12 protein-coding genes are annotated in these 11,985 nt (G+C 74.3%); all 12 read left to right on the top strand.

Going from position 1 to position 11,985, the window contains the following annotated elements; genetic code table 11:
• The 12 genes from PHY01_RS18135 (at position 1) to PHY01_RS18085 (ending at position 11,945) form a co-directional block, all read left to right on the top strand.
• Positions 1-459: a hypothetical protein gene (locus tag PHY01_RS18135; RefSeq protein WP_141280207.1), complete on the top strand. Its 459-nt coding sequence runs from the start codon at positions 1-3 to the stop codon at positions 457-459.
• Positions 456-1,004, top strand: coding sequence for an HPP family protein (locus PHY01_RS18130; RefSeq protein ID WP_141280206.1), 549 nt, complete (start codon positions 456-458; stop codon positions 1,002-1,004). The genes PHY01_RS18135 and PHY01_RS18130 overlap by 4 nt, the downstream gene beginning before the upstream one ends.
• A gap of 94 nt (positions 1,005-1,098) precedes the next feature.
• Positions 1,099-1,452 carry an NADH-quinone oxidoreductase subunit A gene (locus PHY01_RS18125; protein WP_141280205.1) on the top strand — a complete coding sequence of 118 codons (354 nt, stop codon included), beginning with the start codon at positions 1,099-1,101 and terminating at the stop codon, positions 1,450-1,452.
• On the top strand, positions 1,443-2,447 hold the full coding sequence (locus tag PHY01_RS18120) for a hypothetical protein (protein WP_141280204.1): 1,005 nt from the start codon (positions 1,443-1,445) through the stop codon (positions 2,445-2,447). Before PHY01_RS18125 ends, PHY01_RS18120 begins: the two co-directional genes overlap by 10 nt.
• Positions 2,444-3,376: an NADH-quinone oxidoreductase subunit H gene (locus PHY01_RS18115; protein ID WP_246085987.1), complete on the top strand. Its 933-nt coding sequence runs from the start codon at positions 2,444-2,446 to the stop codon at positions 3,374-3,376. The genes PHY01_RS18120 and PHY01_RS18115 overlap by 4 nt, the downstream gene beginning before the upstream one ends.
• 13 nt (positions 3,377-3,389) lie before the next feature.
• The gene (locus PHY01_RS18110; RefSeq protein ID WP_141280203.1) at positions 3,390-3,953 is read left to right on the top strand and encodes an NADH-quinone oxidoreductase subunit J; all 564 of its coding nucleotides are present in this window, start codon (positions 3,390-3,392) and stop codon (positions 3,951-3,953) included.
• Entirely contained in the window at positions 3,950-4,255 is a 306-nt protein-coding gene (locus tag PHY01_RS18105; protein ID WP_141280202.1) for an NADH-quinone oxidoreductase subunit NuoK, read from the top strand. The genes PHY01_RS18110 and PHY01_RS18105 overlap by 4 nt, the downstream gene beginning before the upstream one ends.
• A 4-nt stretch (positions 4,256-4,259) precedes the next feature.
• Positions 4,260-6,257, top strand: a complete 1,998-nt coding sequence (locus PHY01_RS18100) for a proton-conducting transporter transmembrane domain-containing protein (RefSeq protein ID WP_141280201.1) — start codon at positions 4,260-4,262, stop codon at positions 6,255-6,257.
• A 3-nt stretch (positions 6,258-6,260) separates the two neighbouring features.
• On the top strand, positions 6,261-7,748 hold the full coding sequence (locus tag PHY01_RS18095) for a complex I subunit 4 family protein (RefSeq protein WP_141280200.1): 1,488 nt from the start codon (positions 6,261-6,263) through the stop codon (positions 7,746-7,748).
• A 5-nt stretch (positions 7,749-7,753) separates the two neighbouring features.
• Positions 7,754-9,178: an NADH-quinone oxidoreductase subunit N gene (locus PHY01_RS18090; protein WP_141280199.1), complete on the top strand. Its 1,425-nt coding sequence runs from the start codon at positions 7,754-7,756 to the stop codon at positions 9,176-9,178.
• A 111-nt stretch (positions 9,179-9,289) separates the two neighbouring features.
• The gene (locus PHY01_RS26620; protein WP_170183873.1) at positions 9,290-9,445 is read left to right on the top strand and encodes a hypothetical protein; all 156 of its coding nucleotides are present in this window, start codon (positions 9,290-9,292) and stop codon (positions 9,443-9,445) included.
• A gap of 430 nt (positions 9,446-9,875) precedes the next feature.
• Entirely contained in the window at positions 9,876-11,945 is a 2,070-nt protein-coding gene (locus tag PHY01_RS18085) for an AAA family ATPase (protein ID WP_141280198.1), read from the top strand.
• Positions 11,946-11,985: the final 40 nt, after the last annotated feature.

The raw sequence follows: 11,985 nt of genomic DNA, 5'->3' as shown, positions 1-11,985 counted from the left end.
ATGCATCTCGCCACCTACCTCGGCCTGCTGCACCACGCCGAGCACACACTCGCCGAGGCGTTCCGCCGGGTCGGGGACGGGCACGCGGCCGAGCCCGACGTGTTCCACCTCTGCGAAGTCCTCGCTCGGCAGTGCGACCGGCACACCGACGCGCTCGTCCCGGTCGTCGAGCGCCACGACGAGCGGCGCGAGACCGAGCCCGAGCGGCTGCTCACGGCCGGGCTCGGCGAGACCCGCAGTGGCGGGGTGGGCCTGCTCCGTGATCTGCAGGACCTCTACACCCTCGCCTCGTTCGTCGACATCACCTGGACCGTCGTGGGGCAGGCCGGGCAGGGACTGGCCGACCGCGAGCTCCTCGACGTCGTCGGTACCTGTGAGCGGGAGACGGCGGTCCAGCTGCGCTGGCTGCGCACGCGGATCAAGCAGGCGGCGCCGCAGGCGCTGATCGCGGCCCGATGAGCGCGCGCGACGGTGATCGGGGCGTGCTCGCCGCGGCGGAGGAACGTGCGGGACGGGCGGGCGGCGGGGCTTACGCCTTCCTCCTGTGCCTGCTGTCACTGGCCCTCATCGGGCTGGTGGGTCTGCTGGTCCGCCAGCCGCTGCTGTTCCCCAGTCTCGGTCCGACCGCGATGCTGTTCTTCGAGCGGCCGCTGCAGGCCGCGGCCGCCCCGCGCAACACGCTGTCCGGCCACGCCGTCGCGATCGGAGCCGGCTGGCTGAGCCTGCTGCTGTTCGGGCTCCTCGCCGCGCCACCGGTCCTGCAGCAGGGCATCACCCTGGCCCGGATCGGCGCGGCCTCGGTCTCCGTCGCGCTGACCGCGCTGGTCCTGAAGCTCCTCGACGCGCCGCATCCACCCGCCGGGGCGACGACGCTGATCGTGTCGCTGGGGCTGCTGACCTCATGGCCCGAGCTTCTCGCGATCGCGAGCGGGGTCCTCCTGCTCACCGTCGTCTCGGTCGCACTCAACCGGGTGCTCGGCCTGCGTCATCCGTGGTGGAGATGACGGCGGTGGTCACGATCGACGACCCGCCCGCCGGCCCACGTGAGCGGTCGGCCGACGCCGTGGGCCTGTCCGCCGCCGTGGAGGACGGGACCTGATGCAATCCGAGTTCGCGCCGGTTCTGCTGCTCCTGGTGGCCACCGTCGCCGCAGTGGCGGCGACATACGGCGTGGCGGCGCTCGTGCGGTGGGCGCCGGGCGTGCTGGTCGTCGATCCGTTCTCCTCCGGTATGGCGCCGGAGGAGCACGCCGTGTCGCGGCACCACGTGCGGTGGTACACGGTCACGATGGTCTTCCTGGCATTCGACATGGAGATGGTCTTCATGTACCCGTGGGCCGTCGTCGTGGCGCAGGTCGGGCCGAAGGCCGTCGTCGAGATGTTCGGGTTCCTCGCCGTCCTGATGGTGGGCGTGGTCTACGCCTGGCGTGAGGGCACGTTCCGATGGACCTGATGCGGTGGTCCACGCCCCGGGTGCTGGTCGTGCCGGTGCGGGCCGGGCGGGCCGTTCGCCTCGACGTCGAGCGGCTGATGAGGGAGCGGGGCTGGGAGTCGGCGGCGTCCCCGGCGGACGCGGACCTGCTGGTCGTGTGCGGCACACCGGACGCGGACACCGGCGCAGCCGTCGACCGGGTCTGGAACCTCCTCGGGTCGCCCCGGGCGCGGGCCGACATACCGGTGCGGCACGGGGTCGCCGAGCGGCTCGACCGTGCGCGTGCCGAACTCGGCGACCGACCCGGCCGTCCGTCGGGCCGAACTTCCGGGCGACGACGGCCCGCACCCGGTGACCGCCCCGACGACAGCGACGACGACACGCGTACGGACCACGACGGCGATGTGGCCGGGTTGCCGATGGCCGAGCGGGCGCCCGACCGGGACGGCCTCACCCTCGACCGGCTGCACCTCACCCTCGGTCCGGTCCTGCCGGACTGGCCGGCGGGCCTGGTCGTGCGGCTCGCGGTGCAGGGCGACGTCGTGCAGACCGCCGCGGTCGAGGTGTGGGGAGAGCCGGGCGGTCGCTGGGACGGCCCGCCCGCGGCCGCCGCGCTGGACAGCCTGGCGCGCCTGCTCTCGGTGTGCGGGGCCGCGACGGCGACACGCCGGGCGCGACGGCTGCGCGACGAGGTGCTCGCCGGGTCGGCCGACCCGGCCGCGCTGAACCGATTCGCCCGGCGGCTGCGTCGGTCGTGGACGCTGCGCTGGGCGACCGACGGCGTCGGCCGGCTCGACGGGCGCCACGGCGACCTCACCGGCGACGCCACCCAGCGCTGTCGGCGCTGGCTGGACGTCGTCGCGGGCTCGCCGCCGGTCCCGGGTGAGGACCGGACCGCGGCGGTCCTCACCGCGTTGCCGGGGCTGCTGGAGGGGCAGGAGCTAGCGACCGTGCGGGTCGTGGTGGCCTCGCTCGATCCGGACCTGGAGTCGAGCGGGACGGGGGCGACGTCGTGACCCCCGTCGGGCAGGGGGCGGTGTGGACGGTGCTGCTGGTGCCGATCCTGCTCGGCGGGCTCGCGCTGGGCGGGGCGTCGTTCGCGCGGGTGCTCGACGCCCGGGCCGACGGGCGGCGCGTGACCGGGGCGGTGCTGGCGGCGCCGCTGTCCGCGACCGGCCGGCTGCTGGTGCAGCAGCGGCGGGCGGTGGTCGCCTCGGACCGGCTCCTGGCGCGTACCGGCGTCGTGCTGGTGCCGGTGGCGGCGGTGCTCGCGGCGCTGGTGGTGCCGTGGGGGAACGTGGCCGCGAGCGATCTGTCGGTGGGCATCGTGTGGTTCAACGCGATGGAGGTCGTGACGTGGGCCGCGCTGTGGATGGCCGGCTGGGGCACCAACTCCGTATGGGGGCTGGTCGGCGGGTACCGGTTCGTCGTGCAGGGCCTGTCCTACGAGCTGCCGCACATGTTCGCGCTGATCACGGTGGCGACCGGGGCAGGGTCGCTGCGGGTGTCCGATGTGGTGGCGGCGCAGGACGGGTTGTGGTTCGTGGTGTGGATGCCGGTGGCGTTCGCGGCGTTCCTGATCTCGGCGCTCGCGCTGTCGTTCGCCGGCCCGTTCGACACCGCGACCGGGCGCGACGTCGCCGGGGGTGTGCTCGCCGAGCACTCCGGGGTGGACCGGTTGCTGCTGCTGGCCGGGCGCTGGCTGCTGCTGGCCGCCGCCGCGGCGATGGCGGTGGCGCTGTTCCTCGGCGGCGGTTCCGGGCCGCTTCTGCCGACATGGCTGTGGACGGTGCTCAAGAGCGCCGCGGTACTGGGGCTGCTGGTGTGGCTACGCAGTCGCACCGCGACGCTGCGGATGGACCGCTTCGTCGAAGTGGGCTGGATGGTGCTCATCCCGCTGACGCTCCTGCAGGCCCTGGTCGTCGCCGTCGTGGTGCTCCGGTGAGGAGGTGTGGGGTATGGCCGAGGCCGTGATCTTCTGGGTGTGCGCCGCCGGTGCCGTGGCCACCGGCGTCGCGGTGTTCCGCGTGGACTCGATGGCGCGGGCGACGTTCGCCCTGCTCGCGTCCTTCGTGTTCGCCGCCACGCCGCTGCTGCTGCTCGGCCTGTCCTACCTCGGGGTCCTGGTCATCCTCATGATGATCATGGAGATGGTCGTCATGGCGATCTTCATGATCATGCTGATGATGAATCCGGCCGGGTTGATGCCGATGTCGATGGTGCACAACCGGCGCGGCTCGCTGGCGATCGCGGTCGGCACGTTCGTCGTGCTCGGCGCGGGGGTGCTGCTCGTCGACTGGCCGCAGCGGGCGGGCACGCCACCCGAGGACGTGACGTTCGCGCTCGGCGAGGCGTTGATGGGCTCGCACATGCTGGTGATGCTGGTGATCGGGCTGGGCCTGTTCGCCACGATCGTCTCCGCGGTGGTGCTCGCGCACCCGCGCGGGCGCTACGACCGCTTCGGCGACGACCTGCGCGGCCGCCCGGCCGACGACCCGATCCGGGGCGGTGTGGGCCGATGACGTTGCAGGCCTTCCTCCTGCTCGCGGTCGCGCTGCTGGCCGTGGGCCTCTACGGCGCGCTGTCCCAGCAGTCCATCGTGATGATCATGATGGGGCTGGAGCTGATGGTGAACGCCGTCATCGTCGCGGGTGCGGCGTTCTGGTTCTTCGTGTCCCCGGCGCAGCCCGACGGCCAGGTGGTCGTGCTGGTCGCGGTCACGCTGATGGCGGTGGAGATGGCGATGGGGTTCGCGGTCGCCATCGCGATCTTCCGGTCCGGCGAGATCGACATGACCGACATGGCCGCCGAGCTGAGGGACTGAGCCGGTGGATCTCGCGCTCGTCGCGCTGGTGGGGCTGCCGGTGGCGGCCGGCCTCGCGCTGCTGGTCGCCGGGCGCCCGGTCGCCCGGGTCGCCGCGGCGGTGGCGATCGCGGTGCTCGCCGTCGTGCTGGGTCTCGCGGTGCTCGTGGCGGTGGCGCGACCGGCGGTGGAGCTGCCGTTGCCGGCGGGAATCGACGCAGGGCTGGCCGTCGACGGGCTCTCGGCGGTGTTGGTGCTGCTGGTAGCCGCGGTGGCGCCGGCGGTCGGGGTGTTCGCCGCCGCGGAGGTGGACGCGCGGCACCGGTTCTTCGGACTGCTGCTGGTGTTCGTCGGGGCGATGCTGGCGACCGTCACCGCGACGAACCTGGTCACGCTGCTCGCGGCGTGGGAGGTCATGGGTGCGACGTCGTTCGCGCTCATCGCGCACCACTGGACGGCTCCGCGGCCCCCCGTGTCGGGCACGACGGCGTTCCTGGTCACCCGCACCGCGGACGTCGGCCTCTACCTCGCCGCCGGAGCGGCGCTGGCAGGTGGTGCGGGCACGCTCGCCCTGGCCGACCTGCCGGGGGCGGCCGCCGGCTGGCGCGACCTGCTCACCGCCGGGCTCGTGGTGGCCGCGCTGGGCAAGTCCGCCCAGCTCCCGTTCAGCTTCTGGCTCGCCCGGGCGATGGACGGCCCGAGCGCGGTCTCGGCGCTGCTGCACTCCGCCACGATGGTCGCCGCGGGCGGATACCTGCTGCTGCGGGTCCAGCCGCTGCTGGCCGCCTCGTCGTGGGCCGGGCCGGTGGTGGCCTGGACGGGGGCGGCGACGGTGGTGCTGCTGGGGCTGGTCGCACTCGCCCAGACCGACCTCAAGCAGCTCCTCGCGGCGTCGACCTGCTCGCAGATCGGGTTCGTCGTGCTCGCCGCCGGGGTCGGCGGCACCGCGGGCGGCACGCTGCAACTGCTGGCGCACGCGGCGACCAAGGCGCTGCTGTTCCTCGTCGCGGGCGCGTGGCTGACGGCCCTGGGCACCCGGCAGCTCCCCGCGCTGCGGGGTGCGGCCTGGCGGTGGCCGCTGGTCGGGGTCCTCTTCGCGGTGGGCACGCTGAGCCTGGCCGGGGTGCCGCCGCTGTCGGTCTTCTTCGGCAAGGACGCCGTGCTCGCCGCCGCCGCGGAGGCGTCGTCCGCGCTGTACGCCGCCGGGCTCGCCGGGGTGCTCGTCAGCGCGGCCTACGCCGCGGCCGCGCTGGCGGCGGTGCTCGGCCGGGCCCCCGACGACCCAGCCCCCGACGACCCAGCCCCCGACGACCCAGCCCCCGACGACGCGGCCCGGGCCGTCGAGCGGCCGGGCACGGGCGAGGTGCCGTGGGCGGCCCGGCTCCCGCTGGTGCCGCTCGCCGTCGCGTCCGCGGCCCTCGGCGCCGCCGCCGAGCCCGTACGGGCCGCGCTGGGCGCGTCCGGCGAGCCGTCGCCGTCGCTCGCCGAGGCGCTGCTGTCCGGGGCGCTGTCGGTCGCCGTGGTGCTGGCCGTGCTGGTGCCGGCCCGCGCCGGGTTGCGGGGCGACGCGGTGCTCCCCGAGCTGCCCGCGCTCCTGCGTAGCGGCGTCCGGGTCGCGCCGCTGCGCAACCGGCTCGGGCTCGAACGGCTCGCCCGGCGCGGTGTCGCGGCGCCGACCATGGCGCTGGCGCAGCTGCTCGCGACGGCCGACGACCGGGCCGCCGCGGGGGTCGCCCGGCTGGGCGCGGGGGTCCGGGCCTCGGCGAGGGGGGCCGCCGTCGTGGACGACCGCGTCGTGTCCGGTGCGGTGCGGATCTCGACCACCACCGGGCGGCTGGCGACAGGGGTCGCCGGGTTCCGCGTCGAGACCGTGATCGTCGGCGGCGTCCGGTGGGTCGGCGCCGCGGCGCGCGCCCTCGGCCGCCTCGCGCGGCGCCCGCAGACCGGGCAGCTGCACCACTACTACGCCCAGGCCGTGGGCGCCCTGGCCGTGCTGGCCCTGTTCCTGCTGCTGGTGAGGTGAGAGTTGCTCTCCGTCGTCGTGTTCGCGCCGCTGGCACTGGGGCTGGTGCTGCTGGCCGTCCCGCGGGTGCCCGACCGGGTGGTCCTGTGGAGCTGGGTGGCGGTCAGCGTCGCCGACCTCGCCCTGGTCGTGGCGCTGTGGATCGGCTACGACCCCGTCTCGGGCATCGGCCACGAGACGAACCTGCGCTGGATCCCCACCGTGTCGGCGGGGTACCACGTGGGCGTCGACGGGCTGTCGCTGCCGTTGGTGGCGATGACCGCGGTCGTCTTCGCCGCCTGTGCGGTGTACTCGCTGCGCGAGCGCCGGGCGGTGCGCCCCTACGTGGTGCTGTTCCTGCTGCTGCAGACCGCGTCGCTGGGCCTGTTCGTCGCGCTGGACCTGATCCTGTTCTTCGTCTTCTTCGACGTGTCGATCGTGGCGATGTACTTCGTCATCGCCGGGTGGGGCCACGGGGAGCGGGCGCGGGCCTCGGCGCTGCAGTTCTTCCTCTACACCTTCCTCGGCTCGCTGGTGATGCTGCTGGGCTTCATCGGGCTCTACCTCGCCGGCGGCACCTTCGACATCGTCGAGCTCGCGGCATCGAACCCGCTGGCCGGGCAGGGTGTGCTCGGCGGGCTCGTGCTGCTCGCGCTGGTCGTCGGGCTGGCGATCAAGACCCCGACGGTGCCGTTCCACACCTGGCTCCCGCCCGCGCACGGCGACGCCCCGGCCGCGGGATCGGCGGTGCTGGCCGCGGTGCTGCTGAAGATGGGCACCTACGGTTTCGTCCGCATCGTCATGCCGATCCTGCCGGAGAGCTGGCGCCAGTACGCGTCGGTGATCGTGATCGTCGGGGTGGTGTCGGTGGTCTACGGCGCGCTGGTCGCGCTGGCGCAGACCGACCTCAAGCGGATGATCGCCTACACCTCGGTGAACCACATGGGCTACGTGATCCTCGGGGTCGGCGCGGCCGGGCTCGTCGCGGGTGGAGCGGAGCAGGCGCGGACGCTCGCCGTCACGGGCGCGGTGACGCAGATGGTCAGCCACGGGCTGATCACCGGCGCGCTGTTCCTGCTCACCGGTGTGCTGCACGCCCGCGGCGGCACCTACGACATGGCCGCCTACTCCGGGCTGGCCCGCCCCGCCCCGCGGTTCGCGCTGCTGTTCGCGGTGGCCGCGTTCGCCTCGCTCGGGCTGCCGGGATTCTCCGGGTTCATCGCCGAGTTCCAGATCTTCACCGGCTCGCTCGGCCAGGCGCCGGTGGCCACCGCGATCGCGCTGCTGGGCATCCTGCTCACCGCGGCGCTGTTCCTGCTCGCGCTGCAGCGCGTGTTCCTCGGTGCGACGGAAGTCCCCGCCGGGCGCCACATCGGTGACGTGACGGCGGTGGAGGCGACGGCGATCGTGCCGCTGCTGCTCCTCGCGCTGGTCGTCGGCGTGTTCCCGGCCTTCCTGCTCGAGGTGGTCGAGCCCGCCGCCCGGGCCGTGGTGGAGCTGGTGGCGCGGTAGTGGAGATGAACGAGAACCCGGCGGCGATGCTGCCCGAGCTGCTGCTCGTCCTCGGCGCCGTCATCGGGCTGCTCGCCGGGTCGTGGCTGCCCCGCACCCGGCAGTGGGTGGTGCGGCTGGTCGCCGTGGCCGCCTGTCTCGCCGGTCTGGTGGCCGCGGCCGTCGATCTCACCCGGCCCGCGCAGGAGGTGTTCGACGGCACCTACGTCGTCGACGCGGGGCTCGGTGCCGTGCGGATCGTGGTGCTGGCGTCGGTCCTGCTCGTCATCGGGCTGTCGGTCGACGGGTTCGCCGGGAGCCCCCGCGAGACCGAGCTGTACGTGCTGCTGTTGCTCGGCGGGCTCGGCGCGATCACCATGGCCGGGGCGAACGACCTGCTGTTGCTCGTCGCCGCCTACCTGCTGGCCAGCATCCCGCTCTACGCGCTGACCGGCATCGCCCGCACCGGGTCCGGCACCGAGGCGGCGATGAAGTACTACCTGATGGGCGCGCTGTCCGGGGTGACCATGCTGGTGGGGGCGACGGTGCTGTTCGGCGTCGGCGGCTCGACGCAGTACGCCGACCTCGCCCCGGCGCTGCCCGGCGCCCCCCGCGCGGCCGTCGCCGTAGGACTGGTCGCGCTGCTGGCCGGGCTGCTGTTCAAGATCGGCGCGGTACCGCTGCACTTCTGGGTGCCCGACGTCGTGCAGGGCGCCACCACCGCGGTCGCGGCGTTCGTCTCCACCGTCCCCAAGATCGGCGGGCTGCTGGCGCTGCACCGGCTGCTGACCACCGCACTGCCGGGCTCCGACGTCGACTGGTCGGCGCTCGTCGCCGTCGTCGCGGCCGTGACGATGACGCTGGGCAACCTCGGCGCCTTCTTCCAGGACGACGTCCGCAGGCTGCTCGGCTACTCCACGATCAGCCAGGTCGGGTACCTGCTGATGGCGGTGGCCGCGGCGGGCCGGTCGGCGCTCGCGCTGCCGGCGCTGGGTCTCTACCTCGCCGCCTACGCGGTGACCAACCTGGGTGCGTTCGCCGTCGCCGCGGCCCTGCCACATGCGCGCACCCCGGCCGACTACCGCGGCGCCGCCACCCGGCACCCGTGGCTCGCGCTCAGCCTCGCGGTGTGCCTGTTCGGCCTGGTCGGGACCCCGCCCACCGCGGTGTTCTTCGGCAAGCTCGTCGTGTTCGGCGCCGCGGTCGACGCCGGCCTGGCCTGGCTCGCGGTGCTCGCCGTGGTCAACACCGTGGCGAGTGTCTTCTACTACCTGCGCTGGATCGCGCCGGTGTTCCGCCGACGGCCGGCCGGCGGGGAGGCCGGCGACAGCGGGACCGTTGTGGCAGGCGCCGGAACCTGGAGCACGGTGAGCGCTCATGTGGCGGCCGTCGCGTCCGTGCTGCTGGGAATCACCTCGGGGCCGGTGCTCGCGCTGGTCGCCCTGCCGTAGTGGGTGCACGGACCGACATCGGTCAGGCGCCGCTCAGACGCGGACCGGAGGGAGATGAGGTCCGGTCCGCAGATCCGCACGAGGCGGTGCATCCCCGGATACGCGCCACGTGTGCTCCAGCCCGCGGTCCTGATCACCGAGGGCCGAGCCCGCCTCGACCATCAGGGCCGCGGCGCGGCAGCCGACGAAGCCCGCGGCGGTGAGGTCGACGACCACCGTCCCGGAACGCCGGTGCGCCGCGACGTCGAGGACGTCGCGGAGTCGTGACCGCGCCGCCACCGGACGGGTACCGGTCGTCGGGAGATCGTCAGCTGCCCGTGCCTCGGCACCAGCGGGCCACGCTGCGGGGGGCACCACCGAAGCGCAAGGAACTCGGCAGGTGCGACGGTGTCCGGGAGGCCCACGATCGACGCGACGAACCGACCTGTCCGAAAGGCACCGAGCCCGTGAGACGTGAGCGTCGCCTGCTCGCCCAGAGCCCGAGCGAACGGGCGGGCCGGATCCTGCGCCTCGGCGCGGTCGTGCTGGTCTTGGCGGTGGGTCACATGGTGACCGGAGGCGACCGCACCCGGTCCCGTCCCTCGCCGACGGCGTCGGGCCGGCGGGTCTTCACCGGTGCGCGCCAGGGCACCGACGGCGATCGACCGGGTGGCGCGCGGGTTGCGGACGGTGACCCGCCACGGCCGGGCGGCCGGTCGTGACGATCGACGATGCGCTGGCCGCGCGGCGCCGGGCCCGGTTCGTCGGCCGGACCGCGGAGCGGGAGCTGTTCGGGTCCGCGCTCGACGCGGCGGAGCCGCCGTTCGCGGCGTTGTTCGTGCACGGCCCGGGCGGCGTCGGCAAGACCACGCTGCTGGACGCGTTCGCGGATCTCGCCCGGGCAGCGGGTGTGCATCCGGTCCGTATCGACGCGCGGCAGGTGCACCCCTCGCCCGGTGCCGTCCTGGAGGTGTTGTCGGCCTATCTCGACGTCCCGCGGCGCGGCGGGCCGATCGCCGGTCCGGGCCGGTTCACGCTGCTGGTCGACTCCTACGAGGGGTTCGCGACGCTGGACCGGTGGTTCCGCGACGCTCTGCTGCCCAGGCTGCCGGGCGACACGGTCACCGTCCTCGCGGGCCGGGCCGCACCCGCGCCGGAGTGGCGGTCCGATCTGGCCTGGACCGACCTGCTCCGAGTGGTGTCGCTGCGCGGGTGGGCCGGCGAGGAGAGCCGGTCCTTCCTGCGTGGCCGGGGGATCGGCGGGGCGGTGGCCGAACGGCTCGCGGACACCGCTCACGGCCACCCCCTCACGCTGGCACTGCTGGCCGACGTGGTGGCCCGCGGTGGCGAGCCCCGGCTGGAGGCGCTCGCCCCTGACCTGATCGCCGAGCTCGTCCGGCGCATGGTCGACACGGTCCCCGACGCCACCCAGCGTGCCGCCCTCGCGGTGTGTGCCCTGGCACGCGTGACGACCGAACCCCTGCTGCAGGCAGTGCTGGGTGCGTCGGACGGCGCCCGGGCGTTCGGGTGGCTGGCCGGCCTGGCCGTCGTCGACGGACACCCCGACGGCCTGATACCCCACGAGCTCGCCCGCGAGGTGCTCGACGTCGAGCTGCGCCGGCGCGACGGCGAGGGCTACCGCCGCACGTTCCGGGCCACCCGTGCACACGTCCACGCGCAGGCCAGGGCCGAACGCGGACGGGTGCAGCAGGACGCGCTGTTCGACGAGAAGTTCCTGTTCCGCAACCTGCCCGGAATCCTGTCCCCGGTCGACTGGCCGGACTGGGGCAGGCACCATCCGCAGCCGATCCGACCGGAGGAGCACTCCCGCGCCATCGGGTTGATCGGCGCAGCGGAGGGTGTCGAGGCCGCCGCGGTCGCGCGGCGCTGGTTGGCGGCACAGCCGGACGGCTTCCACGTCGTGCGCCGCGCCGACGCGACCGTGCGGGGGGTCCTCGTGCGGATCGACCTCACGCGGGCGTCACCGGATGACCTCGCGGCCGATCCCGGCGCGAGCGCCGCATGGCGGCACTGCCGGGCGCACGCACCTGTCCGCGCGGGGGAGTCGGTGACCCAGACCAGGTTCGTGGTCGACGCCGAGGTCCACCAGGGCCCGTCACCGACGATGAACGCCGCGCCCGTCCTGACCATCGCGCACTACCTCGCGACACCGCGACTGGCGTGGGACTACCTGACCCTCGCCGAACCCGATCGCTGGGACGAGTACTTCGCCATCGCCGACCTCCCGCGCGCCGTCGGGGCGGACTTCACCCTGGAGGGGCTCCGCTTCGGACTGTTCGCCCACGACTTCCGCCGGGTGCCCGTCGACTCCTGGCTGGAGCTGGTCACCGAACGGGCGCTGGCGCGGGACTTCGCGTTCCCGCCGCCGGCCGAGCCGCTGCTGCTCCCGCTGGCCGAGGACGAGTTCGCCGCGGCGGTCCGGCAAGGCCTGCGCGACCTCGATCGTCCGGATCTGCTGGCCCGCAACCCGCTGCTGCGTACCCGCCTGCTCGCGGAGTCGTCGGACGAGACGGGGCCGGACGCCGCGGCGCTGGCCACGCTGCTGCGCGAAGCGGTCGCGTCCCTGTCGACCGATGCCGGTGACGACAAGCTGTTCCGGGCGCTCGACCGGACCTTCCTGCGTCGCTGCAGCACCCAGGAGGCGGCCGCCAGGATGCTCGGTCTGCCCTTCAGCACCTACCGGCGTCACCTGGTCAGCGGCACCCGGAGGGTGGTGGACCGCCTGTGGGACCGGGAGATCCACGGGGGGCCTGCCGGAATCGGGTGAGCAGGATCGAGCAGCCGACGGTCTGGGAACCGAACACCGG

This window comes from Pseudonocardia hydrocarbonoxydans, assembly GCF_006539565.1.
Lineage (GTDB): Bacteria > Actinomycetota > Actinomycetes > Mycobacteriales > Pseudonocardiaceae > Pseudonocardia > Pseudonocardia hydrocarbonoxydans.
This window is presented reverse-complemented; position numbering and strand designations above follow the sequence as displayed.